The sequence below is a fragment of the Phenylobacterium sp. genome, from assembly GCF_013911965.1.
GTDB lineage: Bacteria > Pseudomonadota > Alphaproteobacteria > Caulobacterales > Caulobacteraceae > Phenylobacterium.
Genome location: NZ_JACESE010000002.1, coordinates 283405 through 300253, shown reverse-complemented (window position 1 = coordinate 300253; position 16849 = coordinate 283405). Strand labels below are relative to the sequence as shown.

At 69.4% G+C, this 16849-nt stretch carries 19 protein-coding genes; 14 read left to right on the top strand and 5 right to left on the bottom strand.

Translation table 11 applies throughout. The annotated features are described in order from the left end of the window. The first annotated feature begins 40 nt into the window (after positions 1 to 40). The 8 genes from ccoN to ccoS are packed head-to-tail and all read left to right on the top strand — an operon-like array spanning position 41 to position 7621. Positions 41 to 1516 carry a cytochrome-c oxidase, cbb3-type subunit I gene (gene ccoN / locus H2041_RS03275; RefSeq protein WP_293409494.1) on the top strand — a complete coding sequence of 492 codons (1476 nt, stop codon included), beginning with the start codon at positions 41 to 43 and terminating at the stop codon, positions 1514 to 1516. A 10-nt stretch (positions 1517 to 1526) separates the two neighbouring features. Further along, positions 1527 to 2261, top strand: a complete 735-nt coding sequence (ccoO, locus tag H2041_RS03270) for a cytochrome-c oxidase, cbb3-type subunit II (RefSeq protein ID WP_293409383.1) — start codon at positions 1527 to 1529, stop codon at positions 2259 to 2261. After that, positions 2258 to 2437 carry a cbb3-type cytochrome c oxidase subunit 3 gene (locus H2041_RS03265; protein WP_293409381.1) on the top strand — a complete coding sequence of 60 codons (180 nt, stop codon included), beginning with the start codon at positions 2258 to 2260 and terminating at the stop codon, positions 2435 to 2437. The genes ccoO and H2041_RS03265 overlap by 4 nt, the downstream gene beginning before the upstream one ends. Beyond that, on the top strand, positions 2424 to 3290 hold the full coding sequence (gene ccoP / locus H2041_RS03260) for a cytochrome-c oxidase, cbb3-type subunit III (RefSeq protein WP_293409492.1): 867 nt from the start codon (positions 2424 to 2426) through the stop codon (positions 3288 to 3290). Before H2041_RS03265 ends, ccoP begins: the two co-directional genes overlap by 14 nt. An 8-nt stretch (positions 3291 to 3298) precedes the next feature. Continuing rightward, positions 3299 to 4807 (top strand): cytochrome c oxidase accessory protein CcoG, encoded by a 1509-nt coding sequence (ccoG, locus tag H2041_RS03255; RefSeq protein ID WP_293409378.1) that lies wholly within the window; start codon positions 3299 to 3301, stop codon positions 4805 to 4807. After that, entirely contained in the window at positions 4804 to 5289 is a 486-nt protein-coding gene (locus H2041_RS03250) for a FixH family protein (RefSeq protein WP_293409376.1), read from the top strand. The genes ccoG and H2041_RS03250 overlap by 4 nt, the downstream gene beginning before the upstream one ends. Continuing rightward, positions 5280 to 7466, top strand: coding sequence for a heavy metal translocating P-type ATPase (locus H2041_RS03245; RefSeq protein ID WP_293409374.1), 2187 nt, complete (start codon positions 5280 to 5282; stop codon positions 7464 to 7466). Before H2041_RS03250 ends, H2041_RS03245 begins: the two co-directional genes overlap by 10 nt. Continuing rightward, positions 7466 to 7621 (top strand): cbb3-type cytochrome oxidase assembly protein CcoS, encoded by a 156-nt coding sequence (ccoS, locus tag H2041_RS03240; RefSeq protein ID WP_293409371.1) that lies wholly within the window; start codon positions 7466 to 7468, stop codon positions 7619 to 7621. Before H2041_RS03245 ends, ccoS begins: the two co-directional genes overlap by 1 nt. Positions 7622 to 7728: 107 nt before the next feature. Here ccoS and H2041_RS03235 read toward each other — a convergent pair whose 3' ends face one another. Next, positions 7729 to 8913 (bottom strand): zinc-dependent alcohol dehydrogenase, encoded by a 1185-nt coding sequence (locus H2041_RS03235; protein WP_293409369.1) that lies wholly within the window; start codon positions 8911 to 8913, stop codon positions 7729 to 7731. After that, a complete protein-coding gene (locus tag H2041_RS03230) occupies positions 8913 to 9491 on the bottom strand; it encodes a hypothetical protein (RefSeq protein ID WP_293409367.1) in 579 nt (192 codons plus the stop codon). Before H2041_RS03230 ends, H2041_RS03235 begins: the two co-directional genes overlap by 1 nt. A 248-nt stretch (positions 9492 to 9739) precedes the next feature. Here H2041_RS03230 and H2041_RS03225 point away from each other — a divergent pair, with 248 nt between their 5' ends. Both H2041_RS03225 and H2041_RS03220 read left to right on the top strand, forming a co-directional pair. Next, complete coding sequence (locus H2041_RS03225; protein WP_293409365.1) at positions 9740 to 10090, top strand: hypothetical protein; 351 nt, start codon at positions 9740 to 9742, stop codon at positions 10088 to 10090. A 41-nt stretch (positions 10091 to 10131) separates the two neighbouring features. Then, on the top strand, positions 10132 to 11019 hold the full coding sequence (locus H2041_RS03220; protein WP_293409363.1) for a cation diffusion facilitator family transporter: 888 nt from the start codon (positions 10132 to 10134) through the stop codon (positions 11017 to 11019). 78 nt (positions 11020 to 11097) lie between these two features. Here H2041_RS03220 and H2041_RS03215 read toward each other — a convergent pair whose 3' ends face one another. Further along, positions 11098 to 11376, bottom strand: coding sequence for an HU family DNA-binding protein (locus H2041_RS03215; protein ID WP_293409361.1), 279 nt, complete (start codon positions 11374 to 11376; stop codon positions 11098 to 11100). Positions 11377 to 11582: 206 nt separating this feature from the next. Here H2041_RS03215 and H2041_RS03210 point away from each other — a divergent pair, with 206 nt between their 5' ends. The 4 genes from H2041_RS03210 to mazG all read left to right on the top strand — a co-directional run bounded on the left by H2041_RS03210 (position 11583) and on the right by mazG (position 15209). Then, positions 11583 to 12350 (top strand): TIGR00730 family Rossman fold protein, encoded by a 768-nt coding sequence (locus H2041_RS03210; RefSeq protein WP_293409359.1) that lies wholly within the window; start codon positions 11583 to 11585, stop codon positions 12348 to 12350. A 72-nt stretch (positions 12351 to 12422) separates the two neighbouring features. Continuing rightward, the gene (locus H2041_RS03205; RefSeq protein WP_293409356.1) at positions 12423 to 12938 is read left to right on the top strand and encodes a hypothetical protein; all 516 of its coding nucleotides are present in this window, start codon (positions 12423 to 12425) and stop codon (positions 12936 to 12938) included. A 74-nt stretch (positions 12939 to 13012) separates the two neighbouring features. Then, positions 13013 to 14422 carry an MFS transporter gene (locus tag H2041_RS03200; protein WP_293409353.1) on the top strand — a complete coding sequence of 470 codons (1410 nt, stop codon included), beginning with the start codon at positions 13013 to 13015 and terminating at the stop codon, positions 14420 to 14422. Next, the gene (gene mazG / locus H2041_RS03195; protein ID WP_293409351.1) at positions 14397 to 15209 is read left to right on the top strand and encodes a nucleoside triphosphate pyrophosphohydrolase; all 813 of its coding nucleotides are present in this window, start codon (positions 14397 to 14399) and stop codon (positions 15207 to 15209) included. Before H2041_RS03200 ends, mazG begins: the two co-directional genes overlap by 26 nt. Here the strand turns inward: mazG and hflX are convergent. Next, complete coding sequence (hflX, locus tag H2041_RS03190) at positions 15206 to 16540, bottom strand: GTPase HflX (RefSeq protein ID WP_293409349.1); 1335 nt, start codon at positions 16538 to 16540, stop codon at positions 15206 to 15208. The two genes, mazG and hflX, sit on opposite strands and share 4 nt — an antisense overlap. Further along, positions 16537 to 16782: an RNA chaperone Hfq gene (hfq, locus tag H2041_RS03185; protein WP_293409347.1), complete on the bottom strand. Its 246-nt coding sequence runs from the start codon at positions 16780 to 16782 to the stop codon at positions 16537 to 16539. The genes hflX and hfq overlap by 4 nt, the downstream gene beginning before the upstream one ends. Positions 16783 to 16849: the final 67 nt, after the last annotated feature.

The window sequence follows — 16849 nt, the reverse complement described above, 5'->3', positions numbered from 1 at the left end:
CTATGTCCTGATCGCAGCCTTCACCATCGCCTTCTCGGTGATGAGCGTCGGCCTGTCGTCGGGCCGCTTCCGTGCGCCGCAGGACCGTTACGCCGACGGCGTCGTCCGGGCGGGCGTCATCGCCACCATGTTCTGGGCCGTGGTCGGTCTGCTGGTGGGCGTGGTCATCGCCGCGCAGCTCTCCTGGCCGAACCTGCTCTACTTTCCGGAACACGGCTGGCTGAACTTCGGCCGCCTGCGTCCCCTGCACACCTCGGGCGTCATCTTCGCCTTCGGCGGCAACGCGCTGATCGCCACCTCATTCTATGTCGTGCAGCGCACGACGAAGGCGCGGCTGGCCGGCGGCGCCTGGCCCTGGTTCGTCTTCTGGGGCTACCAGCTCTTCATCGTGCTGGCCGCCACCGGCTACCTGGCCGGCATCACCCAGAGCCGTGAGTACGCCGAGCCGGAATGGTACGTCGACCTCTGGCTGACCGTCGTGTGGGTGGCCTACCTGCTCGTCTTCCTGGGCACGCTCTGGAAGCGGAAGGAACCCCACATCTATGTGGCCAACTGGTTCTATCTCGCCTTCATCGTGACCATCGCCCTGCTGCACGTGGTCAACAACCTGGCCATGCCGGTGGGCGGGCTGCATCACCGCAGCTATTCGCTGTTCGCCGGGGTGCAGGATGCGCTGACCCAGTGGTGGTACGGCCACAACGCCGTGGGCTTCTTCCTGACCGCCGGCTTCCTGGGGATGATGTACTACTTCGTGCCCAAGCGCGCGGAGCGGCCGGTCTATTCCTACCGCCTGTCCATCGTCCACTTCTGGTCGCTGATCTTCATCTACATCTGGGCGGGCCCGCACCACCTGCACTACACGGCCCTGCCGCAATGGGCCCAGACGCTGGGCATGACCTTCTCGGTGATGCTGTGGATGCCGTCCTGGGGCGGCATGATCAACGGCCTGATGACGCTGTCGGGGGCCTGGGACAAGCTGCGCACCGACCCGGTGATCCGGATGATGGTGGTGGCCATCGCCTTCTACGGCATGTCGACCTTCGAGGGTCCGCTCATGTCCATCCGGGCGGTGAACTCGCTGTCCCACTACACCGACTGGACCATCGGCCACGTGCATTCCGGCGCGCTCGGCTGGGTCGGCTTCATCAGCTTCGGCGCGGTCTACTGCCTGGTGCCCTGGCTGTGGAAGAAGGAGCGGCTGTACTCGAACAACCTGGTCGAGTGGCACTTCTGGATCGCGACCACCGGCATCCTTCTCTACATCTGCGCGATGTGGGTCTCCGGCATCATGGAAGGCCTGATGTGGCGCGAGTACACGCCGCAAGGCTTCCTGGCCAACTCCTTCGTCGAGACGGTCTCGGCCAAGCATATCGAGAACATCATCCGCACGCTCGGGGGCCTCATGTACCTCTCCGGCGCGGTGATCATGTCCTACAACCTGTGGCGTACCGTCCGGCAGCCGAGCATCGCCTCGGAAGCCGCGACGCCCGCCCCTGCGCTGATCGCAGCCGAGTAAGGGGGCTCCCATGCAGATCTGGAACAAGCACGGCGTCCTGGAGCGGCGCTCCCTGCTCCTCACCGTCGCCATCCTGGTCGTCGTCTCCATCGGCGGCCTGGTGGAGATCGCGCCGCTCTTCTACCTGGAGAGCACCATCGAGGAGGTGGAGGGCGTGCGCCCCTATACGCCCCTCGAACTGGCCGGGCGCGACATCTACATCCGCGAAGGCTGCTACACCTGCCACTCGCAGATGGTCCGCCCCCTGCGCGACGAGGTGGAACGCTACGGCCACTACAGCCTCGCCGCCGAGAGCATGTACGACCACCCCTTCCAGTGGGGCTCCAAGCGCACGGGGCCGGATCTGGCGCGGGTGGGCGGCAAGTACTCCGACGCCTGGCACCGCGACCACCTGATCGACCCCCGCTCGGTCGTTCCGGAGTCGGTCATGCCCCCCTACGCCTTCCTGGCCGACCGGGAGCTGGAGTACCGCGACATGCAGGCCAAGGTCGCCGCCATGACCAAGGTCGGCGTGCCCTACACCCAGGCCATGATCGACAACGCCGCGGCCGACCTCCAGGCCCAGGCCGATCCCTTCGCCCCGGGCCGCGACCTGAAGGCCCGCTACGGCGACAAGGTCCAGCAGCGCGACTTCGACGGCAATCCGTCCAAGGTGACGGAGATGGACGCCCTCGTGGCCTATCTCCAGATGCTGGGCACCCTCGTCGACTTCTCGACCTACGAGGCCGAGGAGAGCCTGCGATGAGCGGCCTGACCTACGAAACGGTGGCCCAGTTCGCCCAGCAGGGCGGGACCCTCTACTTCGCCGCCATCTTCGCCGGAGGCGTGCTCTACGCCCTCTGGCCGCGCAACGGCGAGACCTTCCGCCGCGCCGCGCAACTGCCCCTTGAGAATGATGAGGACCATGATGTCCAAGCGTGAGGCCGACGAGGTCACCGGTGTCGAGACCACGGGCCATGAGTGGGACGGCATCAAGGAACTGGACAACCCGCTGCCGCGCTGGTGGCTCTACATCTTCTGGGCGACCGTCGTCTTCTCGGCGGTCTACTGGGTGCTCATGCCCGCCTGGCCGGGTATCAGCGGCTACACCAAGGGGACCCGCGGCCATTCCGACCGCGCCCAGGTGGCCCAGCAGCTCGAGGCTCTGAAGGACCTGCGCGGGGCCGAGGCGGCCCGTCTGACGCGCGCCAGCCTGCAGGAGATCGAGTCCGATCCTGAGCTGCAGGAATATGCCCTGACCGTCGGCCAGTCGGTCTTCGGCGACAACTGCGCCACCTGCCACGGCACCGGCGGCGCGGGCGCCAAGGGCTATCCGAACCTGCGCGACGACGTCTGGCTCTGGGGCGGAAGCCTGGACGAGATCCACCACACGCTTCAGGTGGGCGTCCGTTCCGATCACCCGGAGGCGCGCTTCTCCCAGATGCCCGCCTTCGGCCGCGACCAGATGCTCAATGCGGGCCAGATCAGCGACCTGACCGAGTACGTCGTCCGGCTCTCGGGCCGGGAGGCCGACGCCGCGGCGGTCGGCCGCGCGGCGCCGATCTTCGCCGAACAGTGCGCCTCGTGCCACGGTCTGACGGGCCAGGGCGACAAGGCCCAGGGCGCGCCGAACCTGACCGACGCCGAGTGGCTCTACGGCTCCTCGCGCGAGGAGATCCGCACCCAGATCTGGTCTGGCCGCAACGGCGTCATGCCCGCCTGGTCCGGCCGATTCGACCCTGAGACGCTGAAGGCGCTGGCCGTGTACGTCCACGCCAACGCCGGGGGCCAGTGAGGTCTTCCATGACCACGGTGATCGACCGCACCAAGGCCGAGCCGTCGAAGCCCGCGCACGCCGCGCCGGTTTCGGCGGCCGCCAAGGCCCGCCAGAAGGGCGGGCCGGACGGCGGGCTCTACAAGCGCCGCACGCCCATCTACCCGAAGCTGGTCCATGGCCGGTGGCGGACGATCAAGTGGGCGCTGCTGATCCTGACGCTCACCATCTACTACGTCACGCCCTGGATCCGCTGGGACCGCCCCGGCGACCTGCCGGACCAGGCCGTGCTCGTCGATTTCACCGGGCGGCGCTTCTACTTCTTCTTCATCCAGCTCTGGCCGCAGGAGGTCTACTTCATCACCGGCTTGCTGGTGATGGCGGCCCTGGCGCTCTTCCTGGTCACCGCCCTCTTCGGGCGGCTGTGGTGCGGCTACGCCTGTCCGCAGACCGTCTGGACCGACCTCTACATCTATATCGAGCGGCTGTTCGAGGGCGACCGCAACGCCCGCATGAAGCTCGACGCCTCGCCCTGGTCCTTCGACAAGGCCTGGCGGAAGTTCGGCAAGCACGCCGCCTGGATCGCCGTGGCCTTCGGCACGGGCGGCGCCTGGATCTTCTATTTCCACGACGCGCCGACCCTGATCCGCGACTTCTGGGTCGGCCAGGCGCCGGTCAGCGCCTACCTCTCCTGCGCCATCCTGACCTTCACCACCTATGCGCTCGCCGGGACGATGCGCGAGCAGGTCTGCACCTACATGTGCCCCTGGCCCCGGATCCAGGGCGCCATGCTCGACGAGCATTCGCTGCAGGTGACCTACCGCTTCGACCGGGGCGAACCGCGCGGCCCGCACAAGAAGGGCGCGACCTGGGAAGGCCGCGGCGACTGCGTCGACTGCCACGCCTGCGTCGTGGTCTGTCCGATGGGCATTGACATCCGTAACGGACCGCAGCTGGAGTGCATCAATTGCGGCCTCTGCATCGACGCCTGCGACGACATCATGGGCAAGGTCGGGCGGCCCAAGGGGCTCATCGCCTACGACACCGACTCCGCCGTCGCCGCGCGGTCCAGGAGCGAAAAGCCGGTCTACAAGCTGGTCCGGTCGCGCACGATCTACTACGCGGTGGCTCTCGTCCTCGTCGCCGCCGTGATGGCCTGGGGCTTCTCGGTCCGCACCCCGCTCGACATGCACGTGCTGCGGGACCGCAACCCCACCTTCGTGCGCCTGCACGACGGGGCGATCCGCAACGGCTACACGCTGAAGATCGCCAACCGGACCTTCGAGCCGATGACCGCCCGGATCAGCTTCTCCGGCGTGGCGGGCGTGACCCTCAAGACGCCCGGCGAGGACGCGACCCCGGGCCCCATCTCGGTGACGGTCGAGCCGAACCAGGTGCGCGCCGTCCGGGTCCTGGTCACTGCGCCGGCCTCGGCCTTGCCGTCTGAGAACATGCCCGCCGCCTTCCGCATCGAGGCCGGCGACCGCGTGTCCGATGTCTCCACCACCTTCCTGTCCGGAGCGGCGAACGCCCGATGAGCCTCATGGAACCGACCCGCGAATTCCGCATCACAGGCTGGCACGTGCTGGCCGGGATGGTGGCCTTCTTCGGCGTCATCATCGCCGTGAACGCCGTCTTCCTGACGGTCGCCCTGCGCAGCTACCCCGGCGAGGTCTCGGTCACGCCCTATGAGGACGGCCTGGCCTATAACAGCCGTCTCGCCCAGCAGGCGGCGCAGAAGAAGCTCGGCTGGCGGGCCGCCGCCACCGTCGAGGACGGCGCGGTTCTGGTCGAGATCGCCGACCGCCAGGGCGCGCCCGTGACCGAGCTGAAGCTCTCCGGCCATCTCCAGCGCCCGGCGACCGAAGCCGGCCGGATCGAGATGGCCTTCTCGGAGGTCAGCCCCGGCCGCTACCGCGCTGCGGTTCCGGCGGAAACCGGCGCCTGGGACCTCTGGGTCCAGGGCCACGACCAGGAAGGACGGCTCTTCGAAGCCGAACGGCGGCTGACATGGCGCTGACCCACGACACCCTCTCCGCGGCCCCCGACTTCTCGGCTTTCGTCCGCAAGGACCAGAGCGGCGGGGCCTCCCTCGATCTGCTGGTGAAGGGCGCCCGCTGCGCGGGCTGCATGGCCAAGATCGAGAAGAGCCTGGCCGAGCTGCCCGACGTGGCCAGCGCCCGCCTCAACCTGACGGAGGGGCGGCTGTCCGTCCGCTTCCGGGGCGGCCGCGGCGACGCCGGCCGGGTGATCATGACGCTCGATCGGCTCGGCTATCCGGCCACGCCCTTCGATCCCGGACAGGCGGCCAAGGCGCACGATCAGGAGAGCCGCCGTCTGGTGCTGGCCCTGGCCGTCGCCGCCTTCGGCGCCGGCAACGCCATGATGTTTTCGGTCCCGGTCTGGGCCGGCCTGTTCGGGCAGGAGCTGGGCCCGGCCACCCGGAACCTGATGCTCTGGCTGTCGGCCCTCGTGGCCACGCCCTGCGCGCTCTATGCCGGCATGCCCTTCTTCGAGTCCGCCTGGCGGTCGCTGAAGGCGGGCCGCGCCAACATGGACGTGCCGATCTCCATCGGCGTCGTCCTCACCCTGTTCATCAGCTTCGTCGAGACCATACTGCATGGGCGCGACGCCTATTTCGACGCCGCCGTTTCGCTGCTCTTCCTGCTGCTCATCGGCCGCTGGCTGGATCACCGTCTGCGCGCCCGCGCCCGCAGCGCGGCGGCCGACCTTCTGGCCCTCCAGGCGCCCAGCGCCACCGTGGTGGGACCCGACGGGGCGGAACGCGTCAAACCGCTCGGCGACATCGCCGTCGGCGAGCGCGTGCTGGTCCGTCCAGGCGACCGCATCCCTGTCGACGGCTTTGTCGAGGACGGCGTCTCCGAGCTCGACAACGCCCTGCTGACGGGAGAGACCGCGCCCGTCCCGGTCCGGCCTGGCGACACCTGCCGCGCCGGCGCGGTGAACCTGTCCGGCTCGCTTCGCCTGCTCACCCTGGCGCGGTCCGAGGATTCCGCCGTCGCCGCCATCGCCCGGCTGGTGGAGGCCGGCGCCCAGACCAAGTCCCTCTATGTACGGCTGGCCGACAAGGCTGCCGCCGTCTACGTGCCCGTCGTCCACACCCTGGCGGCCCTGACCTTCGCCGGCGGCTGGGCGCTGGGCCTTGGTCCGCGCGAAGCCCTGCTGCGCGCGGTCGCCGTCCTGATCATCACCTGCCCGTGCGCCCTGGGCCTGGCCGTGCCCGCCGTGCAGATCACCGCCTCGGCCCGGCTGTTCCGCAAGGGCGTTCTGGTCAAGTCCGGCGCCGCGCTCGAACGGCTGGCGGAGGTGGAGCACGTGGTCTTCGACAAGACCGGCGTGCTGACCGAAGGGCGGCCGCGGCTGATCGACCCCTGCCCCACGACCCTCAAGCTCGCCGCGCCCCTGGCCCGGGCCTCGGCCCATCCCCTCGCCCGGGCGCTGGCGGCCGAGGCCGGCCGCAGCGGCCCACGGGCCACCGAGGTGCGGGAAATCGCCGGCCAGGGCGTGGAGGGCCTGATCGACGGCCGCCGCGCCCGCCTCGGCCGCGCCAGCTTCGTGGGCGTCGAAGGGCGGGCCGGGGGCGAGACCGAGCTGTGGTTCGGCTTCGACGGCGACACCAAGGTCCGCTTCCGCTTCTCCGATCACCTGCGGGCGGACGCCGCCGAGGCGGTCGCCCAGCTCCGCGCCCTCGGCCTGAGCGTCGAAGTGCTGTCGGGCGACCTGCCGGGGCCGGTGGAGCGGGCGGCGACCGCCGCCGGCATCCAAGCCTGGCGCGCCGGCCTGTCGCCCGAGGACAAGGCCTCCGCCATCGAGGCCCATGCCGCAGCAGGCCGCAAGGTGCTGATGGTCGGCGACGGCCTGAACGACGCCGCCGCGCTCGCCAAGGCGCACGCCGCCATGGCTCCCGGGGCCGCGCTGGACGCCACCCAGAACGCCGCCGATCTCGTCTTCTCTGGCGAGGGGCTGCTGATCGTGGCCGAGTCCATCGTCATCGCCCGCGCCGCCCGCCGCCGCGCGCTCGAGAACTTCGGCTTCTCGGCTCTCTACAACGTGGTGGCCGCGCCGGCGGCCATGCTGGGCTTCGTCAACCCGCTGGTGGCGGCGCTCGCCATGTCGGGCTCCTCGCTCGTGGTCACCCTCAACGCGCTGCGCATGCACGCGGTCGGGAGGTCCTGATGGACATCGTCCTCTTCCTGGCGCCGATCTCACTGCTGCTGGGCCTGGCGGGCCTCGGCGCCTTCTGGTGGACCCTGCGCTCCGGCCAGTATGACGACCCGCTCGGCGACTCCTCGCGCATCCTCATGGACGACGCCGACGACAAGATCGCCTGACGCCAGGACATGGCGCGATCCCGGGGACTTGGATCGCGCCACGCTCCAGCTTCCCTGTCGGCGCCCGGTTCCTCCGACGACCGGCGTCCACTCGTCGGAAGGGCGCTTCAGCGCGGCTTCAGCACCACCTTCACGCAGCCATCCTCCTTGTCCCGGAACTTGCGGTACATTTCCGGTCCTCGGGCCAGGGATTCCACGTGGGTGACGATGACCGCCGGGTCGATCTCCTCGTTCTCGATCCGCTGCAGGAGCTCCTTGGCCCAGCGCTGGACGTGGGTCTGTCCCGTCCGGATGGTCAGGGCCTTGTTCATGAGCGCGCCGAGCGGGATCATGTTGGCCAGTCCGCCATAGACGCCGGCGATGGAGACGGTTCCGCCGACCTGGCAGGCCATGATGGCCTCGCGCACGGCGGTCGGCCGCTCGGTCTCCATCTTCAGGCCGGTCATGACCCGGTCGATCATCTCGAGCGCCGGCGTCGGTCCGTGCGCCTCCATGCCGACGGCGTCGATGCACTTCTCGGGCCCTTCACCCCTGGTCATCTCGTTGAGCTGGGCCAGCACATTGACCTGGCTGCGGTCGATGGTCTCGGCGCCGCCTTCCTGGGCCATGACGAGCCGTTCGGGCACGTCGTCGATGGCGATCACGCGCTCTGCGCCCAGCATCCGCGCCGCGCGCAGGGCGAACTGACCGACCGGGCCGCAGCCCCAGACCGCCACGGTGTCGGTCGGCTGGATGTCGCACTGCCAGGCCGCCTGCCAGCCGGTCGGGAAGATGTCGCCCAGGAAGAGCAGGGTTTCGTCGGAGGGGCCTTCGGGCACCTTGATCAGGGTGGTGTCGGCATAGGGCACGCGCAGATACTCCGCCTGCCCGCCCGCATAGCCGCCGGTGATGTGCGAATAGCCGAAGATCCCGGCCGTGTGGTGCCCGAAGAAGGCGTCGCCGAGGGCCGCGTTGCGGTTGGTGCGCCGGCAGACGGAGTAGTTCCCCTTCCGGCACTGCTCGCATTCGCCGCAGACGATGGTGAAGGGAACGACAACCCGATCGCCGACCTTCAGGCCGCCGCCGGAGCCGTTGGCCTCCTTGCCGACGTCGACGATGCGGCCCATCATTTCGTGGCCCATGACGTCGCCCTTGCACATGGTGGGGACCAGCCCGTCCCACAGGTGCAGGTCCGAGCCGCATATGGCGCAGCTCGTCACCTCGACGATGGCGTCCCGCGGCGCCTCGATGATCGGGTCAGGCACCTCCTCGCAGCGGAGGTCCTTCTTGCCCTGCCAGCACAGCGCCTTCATCAGCGGTCTCCCGTTTCGCAGTTGCGTTGGACATGGCTGAGACGGGCGCCGGCGAGGATGTCGAGGACGGTGACCGCCAGGACGAAACCCAGTGCGCTCCGCGCTGCTCCGCGGCGGGGATTGCGGTGGTTGTCCAGCGCCTTCAGCACGGCGATGTCGAAGAGGTCGAAGGCCGTCCGGGCCCACAGGGTCGAGGTCCGCGTCGGGTCGGAGACCAGCCGCAGCCCCGTGGCCAGTTCGCGCAGTCCGAAGAGCGCCATCACCGTCGCCGGCCCCGCCTTGAGCCCGACCTTCCGCGCCGTCGTGCGCGGAAACAGCAGCCCGCAGACCCCCAGCCCCACGGCGGTCATCCCGATGGCCCCGGAAAGGGTGGACGACAGGGCCGGCCGCGCCCGCACGCGGTCGGTGGCCAGCGTGATGCGCTTGCCCCCCGGTGCGGTGAAGGTCACGCTCGGCGCACGTTCGGCGCTGGCGAAGGGCCCGCGACGGTCGAAGGCGGCGCGGGTCTTTCTGAAAACAGCCGCGCCTGCGGCCAGGCCGTTCGGACGGCCGTGAGATGGTTGGTCTGCTAGCGACACCGGAAACTCCCCAGGAACAGATCAACCACGAACCGGGGAGCCCACGCGGTCGTTCCAGCTTCGCCGCAACGATCGCCGCAGGGACGAGGATCGCGGCCCGCGCCGGGGCTGAACTGCGCACCGGCTGAGCCGTTAGAGCCGTCAGCAAGGTTGAGGACGGACGTGAAAAATCTCCTGGTTGCATGCCTGGCCGGCGTCGCGCTGGCGGGTGCGGGCTCCACAGGGACCCGGCCCGGACGACCTCTCAGGTGAGCGGGGGCGTCCTGAAGGCTGGCCTGGTCCAGGGCCCGGACGTGGAGGCTGATCGGGCCATCATTCTCCGGCTCGCCCGCCAGCTGGACGCGCAGGCGGCGTTTCAGACGGGCGAGGCTCACCAGCTGGTCGCCGCCCTGGAGAAGGGCCAGATCCATGTCATCGGCGGCGGCCTCCCGGCCGCCACGCCGTTCAAGTCGCACCTGGGCCTGTCGCGGCCCGCCGGACGCCTCAGCGGCTCTCCGGAGGGCGAGGAGCGCGTCCTGGCCGTGCGGGCGGGAGAGAACGGTTTCCTGCTGGCCCTCGACCGGGCCATCTCCGCCGAGACGCGCGGGCGCGGCCAATGACCGAACCGGCTCCGAACCTTCCGTCAGACGTTCAAGAGGCGATGCGAACGGCCGGACGGCTGGCGTGGATCAGCCTGGGCTTCCAGTTGTCGATCGTGACCGTCCTCGCCCTCGTCATGGGCGGCAGCCAGGCCCTGCGGACCGCCTGGATCGAAGACATGCTCAGCCTGTTGCCGCCGGTGGCCTTCCTGATCGCCATGAAGCTGGAGCGGAAACCCGCCACGCGGCGCTTCCCCTTCGGCTTTCAGCGCGCCAACTCCCTGGCCTTCCTGATCGCCGCAACGGCTCTGACCGCCATGGGCGCGCTGATGGTCTACGAGTCGGCCATGACCCTGGCCAAGGGCGAGCACCCGACGATCGGATCGGTGAGGTGGTTCGGGCAGGAGGTCTGGCTCGGCTGGCCGATGATGGCCGCACTCGCCTATTCGGTGATCCCGCCGGTGATCCTCGGCCGCATGAAACTGCCCCTGGCGCGGAAGATCGCCGACAAGGTGCTGCACACCGACGCGCTGATGAACAAGGCCGACTGGCAGACCGGGCTGGCCGCCATACTGGGCATCGGCGGCGTCGCCTTCGGTCTCTGGTGGGCCGATGCAGTGGCCGCGGGCTTCATCGCCCTGTCGATCCTGCGCGACGGCGTCAACGCCATGCGGGTGGCGATCGTCGAACTGACCGACGGGGCGCCCCGCAAGCTGGACAGCGCCGAGGTGGACCCGCTGGTGGATCAGATCACCGAACGCCTGCGCCGTCAGCACGGCGACGTGGCGGTTCAGGTTCGCGAGACCGGCCGCTACATGCGGGCCGTGGTCGGGCCGCCCGACACGCCGCATCTCCCCGAAGAGCACGCCAGGGCGCTCGTGGGCGACGACGAGGGGTGGCGGCTGATAGAGGTGGCGATCGAGGACCGTCGGTCGCGGCGCGACGCCTAGATCGTCGTCCCGCGGCGGGCGCCGCCGCCCGGCCGCCCGCGCGCAGCGGGGGTCGGCGGCGGGCCCGATCCGAGACGATCAGCCGTTGACCGCGTCCTTCAGGGCCTTGGCCGGCTGGAAGGAGACCTTCTTGGAGGCGGCGATCTGCACCGTCTCGCCGGTCTGCGGGTTGCGGCCTTGCCGGGCGGGCTTGTTCTGCACCTTGAACTTGCCGAAGCCCGGAAGGGACACTTCCTCGCCGCGCACGGCCGCATCGCGGATCGCGGCGAAGACGCCGTCGACGATCTGCTTGGCCTGCGCCTTGGTCAGCTTCTCATCGGCGGCTGCGACGCGGTCGATCAGGTCGGAGGTGTTCATGGATGGCTCCAGGTTGAGAATCGGCTTTCGACACTGCCAAGGGCGGAAGCGGGTGTCACGCCTGCAAATGGGTTGAAATCCGGGTAACCAAAGGATTTTCGCCCCTTTCGCAGCCGGAATCCGGGGCGCCGGCTCCCACTGTGCCGAATTGAGCCGGCCAGAACTGTCCCTTGCTTCGCTCGTCAACCGCCGCCGGAGTTCAGACCATGCCCCAGCCACCGGAGCCGCCCGCCAATCGCGAGCAACTCGCCGCCCCCTCCTATCGGCTGGCCGCTTTGGATCAGGAGTTCCTGCTGGGCGACTCCATGCGGGGCGTCCGCTTCCTGCTCGAGTTCGCCAAGGCCGACGAGGCGCTGCGGCGGTGGGGCGTGCTGTCGACCATCGTGGTGTTCGGCAGCGCCCGCGTCTCGGAGGACGGTCCCGGCGAGGCCGGCCGCTGGTATGGGATCGCCCGCGCCTTCGGCCGCCTGGCCTCCGAGCGCGGCGGCGCCCTGGTCGACGGCGAAGCGGGCCGGCACAATGTGATCGCCACCGGGGGCGGCCCCGGGATCATGGAAGCGGCCAATCGCGGGGCTTTCGAAGCCGGCGCGCCGTCCATCGGATTCAACATCACCCTGCCGCACGAGCAGGCGCCGAACCCCTATTCCACCCCCGATCTCACCTTCCGCTTCCACTACTTCGCCATGCGCAAGATGCACCTGGCGATGCGGGCCAGCGCGCTGGTGATCTTTCCAGGCGGTTTCGGGACCCTGGACGAATTCTTCGAACTGCTGACCTTGCGCCAGACCCACAAGAGCCCGCCCATACCGATCTGCCTGGTGGACGAGGCCTACTGGCGCGAGGTGGTGAACTTCGAGACCCTTGTGCGTCACGGGATGATCGCGCCGGAGGATCTGCACCTCTTCGGCTTTGCGGAGGACGCCGAGTCGATCTGGCGGACTCTGGAGGAAAACGGGCTGGCGGCGGTGGCCTGAACGGCCGAGCGAGGCCATAGTCGCGCCATTCTTTCGCCGCACCCTGACCAAGTCCGATTCTGGGGGACTTCCATGCGTCGCACCTGCCTCGCCCTCTTGTCCGGCTTCCTGCTCCTCGCCGCTGGCGCTCCCGCAGCCGCCGACCGCACGCGGCCGCAGCCTTCGGCCACCGTCAGCGTCACTCTGAGCGAGGAGCTGCGCGAAAAGGCGGTCTCCACCTACGGCCTGGCGGAAATCGAAGCCCTGGCCGAGGAGCTGGAAGGCGACGTCGCCCGCGAACTCTCCCGCACCGGCGTGATGATCGGCGGCCGGGTGGAGCTCGTGCTCGAGGACGCCAAGCCCAACCGCCCGACGCGCAAGGAGATGTCGGACAGGCCCGGCCTGTCCTTCCGCAGCTTCTCGGTGGGCGGCGCCCGCATCACGGGCCGGACGGTGAGCTTCGATGGCAAGGTCACGCCGATCCGCTACGACTGGTACGCCACCGACATCACCGACGCGCGTCACGGTTCGGTCTGGGCCGACGCCGAACGCACCTTCGACAGCTTCGCCCGGCGGCTCAGCCGCGGCCAGCTCTACGCCCTGCGCTGATCACGGCTTGCGCCGGCTCGCCCGCCGCAGTCTGATCGGCCGCGTTCTGCGCCGTATTCCCGGAAAGAGTGCCCATGTCCGCTGATCGCCGTTCGAGCCTGACCCTCGCGGCGCTCGCCGCCCCCTGCCTGCCGCTCGCCGGGCTCGGCCTGCCGCTCGTGGTGTACCTGCCGGAGTTCTACGCCAACGAGCTTGGTCTGAACCTCTCGGCCGTGGGCACGGCCTTCATGGGCGTCCGTCTCCTGGACATCGCCTTCGACCCCTTCATCGGCGGGGTGATGGACAAGACGCGCACCCGCCTGGGCCGCTTCCGCCTCTGGTTCGCCATCAGCGCGCCGATCCTGATGCTGGCGGCCTACATGCTGTTCATGGCCCAGCCGGGCGTCGGCGTCGGCGTCGGCTATCTGTGGCTGTGGCTGCTGGTGGTCTATGCGGGCTTCTCCATCGCGACGCTCGCCCACCTCTCCTGGGGCTCGGTTCTGTCGCCCGGCTACGACGAACGGTCCCGCATCTACGCCTGGTGGCAGGGCGGCAATGTTGTGGGGATGATCCTCGTGCTCACCCTGCCCCCGCTGCTCGGCCTGCTGGGCGTCCCCAGCCACGCCATCGGCGTCGAGGCCATGGGCTGGTTCATCATCCTGCTCTTGCCGCTGACCATGGGCCTCGCCCTCCTGAAGGTGCCGGAGCCCATCCTGACGACGCCGCCGCACCGCTCGGGCTTCAAGGAGTATCTTCAGCTCTTCCGCCGCGACAGCGTGCGCCGCCTGCTGGCCGCCGACCTGGCCATCGGCACGGGCCCGGCGATCACCGGGGCCCTGTTCTTCTTCTTCTTCGAGCGCGTGAAGGGCTTCGACAAGGCCGAGGCCGGCAGCCTGCTGCTCGTCTATTTCATCGGGGGCCTGATCGGCGGCCCGCTGTGGACGCGACTGGCCTACCGGACGGGCAAGCACAGGGCGCTGGCCATCGCCACGGTCTTCTACGCCATCGTCACCGCCGGCGCCCTGGTCATCCCGCCGGGCAATTGGCCGGTGGCCGCCCTGCTCATGTTCCTCATCGGCCTGCCCTTCTCCGCCGGTCCCTTCCTGCTGCGGGCGATGATGGCCGATGTCGGCGACGAGGAGCGCCTGGCGACGGGCGCCGACCGCACGGGCCTGCTCTATGCGCTGCTCAGCGGAACGGTGAAGATCGGCTCCGCAGCAGCCGTGGGCGTCACCTATGTCGGCCTCGACCTGATCGGCTTCAACGCCCGCACGGCGGACTCCGGCTCAGGTCTCGTGGGTCTCCAGATCATGTTCCTGGCCGTACCCGCCGCCCTGTCGCTGATCGCCGGCTGGATCGTGCTCAACTATCCCCTGACCGCCGAACGTCATGCCGAGATCCGCAGCGCCCTGGACGAGCGCGACCTTGCCGAAGCCGCACCGGAATTCGGCGCAGAGCCCAAGACCGCCGAGGAGATCCATGCCGTCGCCCGCCCCGCCGAATGACCTGCCGCCGCTCGCGCGGCTGCTCGAGATCATGGCGCGGCTGCGCGATCCGGAGACCGGCTGTCCCTGGGATCTGGAACAGACCTTCGCCACCATCGCCCCCTATACGGTGGAGGAGGCCTATGAGGTCGCCGACGCCATCGAACGCGGCGATCTGGCCGACCTGAAGGAGGAGCTCGGGGACCTGCTGCTGCAGGTGGTCTTCCACTCACGGATCGCCGAGGAACAGGGGGCGTTCGGCTTCGAGGACGTGGCCCGCGCCATCAACGACAAGATGATCCGCCGCCACCCCCACGTCTTCGGCGACGCCAGCTTCGCCTCGGGAGAGGAGCAGACCGCCGCCTGGGAGGCCATGAAGGCGCAGGAGCGCGCCGGCAAGGGCCGCGACCAGAGCCTGCTCGACGACGTCCCGCGGGGGCTGCCGGCCCTGACCCGCGCCGTCAAGCTGACCAAGCGGGCCGCCCGGGTGGGCTTCGACTGGCCCAATACCGCCTTCGTCCTGGAGAAGCTCCGCGAGGAGATCGCGGAGATGGAGGCCGAGATCGAGGCGCGGGATCACGACGCCCTGCGGGGGGAACTTGGCGACGTGCTGTTCGTCATCGCCAATCTCGCGCGAAAGCTCGACATCGAGCCGGAGGACGCCCTGCGCTCGAGCAATGCGAAGTTCGTGCGCCGCTTCCGCTTCATCGAACAGGCCCTGGCCGAGCGCGGGCGAACGCCCGACCAGTCCGACCTGGAGGAGATGGACGCCTTCTGGGACGCCGCCAAGGCCGCTGAGCGCAGCTAGATCTCGCCGCTGCGCTCGACGCCGGTGAGGACCGCCTGCGGGAAGAGCTGCTCGAACTGCCCGAGCGCCTTGGGGCTCAAACGGACCGCCATGCGAACCGCCCCATCGTCGCCCGTCTCGCGCTCGACCACCCGGCCGTTGCGGTAGAGCCAGGCGATGGCCGCGCCCTCCCCCGGCGGCAGACGCGCTTCGATGGGCGGCGCCTCGTCGACGAGGCCGGCCACGGTGCGCAGCAGTTCGTCCAGCCCTTCGCCGCTGACCGCGGAGACCAGCAGGGCCGGCGGATGGGCCCGCCGGGCGTCGCCCTCCAGCAGTTCGCGATCCTCGGCGGGCACCAGGTCGACCTTGTTCCAGACCTCCAGCACGCGGCGCTCGTCCATGTCCACGCCCAGGCGCTCGAGCACCTCGCGCACGTCGGCGGCTTCGGCGTCGCTGTCGGGACTTGCGATGTCGCGCACGTGCAGGATGACGTCGGCCTCGCGCACCTCTTCCAGGGTCGCGCGGAAGGCTTCCACCAGTTCGTGCGGCAGGTCGGAGATGAAGCCCACCGTGTCCGACAGGATGGCCGGCCGGCCGTCGGGGAGGTTCAGCATCCGCAAGGTCGGGTCGAGGGTGGCGAAGAGCATGTCCTCGGCCATGACCTCGGCCTGGGTCAGGCGGTTGAAAAGGGTCGACTTGCCGGCGTTCGTATAGCCGACCAGCGCCACGACCGGATAGGGCCTGCGCTTTCGCGCCGAACGCTGCAGGGTGCGCGTGCGGCGCACCTCCACCAGCTCCTTCTTCAGTCGCCCGATCTTTTCCGCCAGCAGCCGGCGGTCGGTTTCGATCTGAGTCTCGCCGGGGCCGCCCATGACGCCGAAGCCGCCGCGCTGGCGTTCCAGGTGGGTCCAGGTGCGGACCAGGCGCGAGCGCTCGTAGGAGAGCCTGGCGAGCTCGACCTGAAGGCGGCCCTCGCGCGTGCGGGCCCGGCGGGCGAAGATCTCCAGGATCAGCCCGGTCCGGTCGATGACCTTGACCTTCCAGGCCTTTTCCAGGTTGCGCTGCTGGACCGGCGTCAGGCTGTCGTCGACGACGGCGACGGACGCGTCGGCCGCCTCGCAGATCGCGCCGATCTCCTCGACCTTGCCCTTGCCGAACAGGGTGGCGGGCGTGCGCTTGCGCAGCGGGGCGATGAGCGCCTCGCGGACCTGCAGATCGAGCGCGAGGGCGAGGCCGGCGGCCTCTTCCAGACGGGCCTCGGAGGCGCGGGAGGAGTCCCGCCCCTCATGCTCGGGATGGATGATGACGGCGCCTTGGACCGGCGCCTCACGGTCTATGGACTTGGAACTCAATCGTTCTCGTCTTCCGCCGGCTCATACAGCTGAACGGGCTGGGCCGGCATGATGGTGGAGATGGCGTGCTTGTAGACCAGCTGCGACTGGCCATCGCGACGGAGCAGAACGCAGAAGTTGTCGAACCAGCTGACCACGCCCTGCAGCTTGACGCCGTTGACGAGGAAGATGGTCAGGGGGGTCTTGGCCTTGCGGACGCTGTTGAGGAAGGTGTCCTGCAGGTTCTGTTTCTTGTCGCTCATGGCTATTCCGCCTTTTCTCCAACGAAGGGGCCACGCGCCCCCACACACAGTCTCGAAGCTAGTCCAA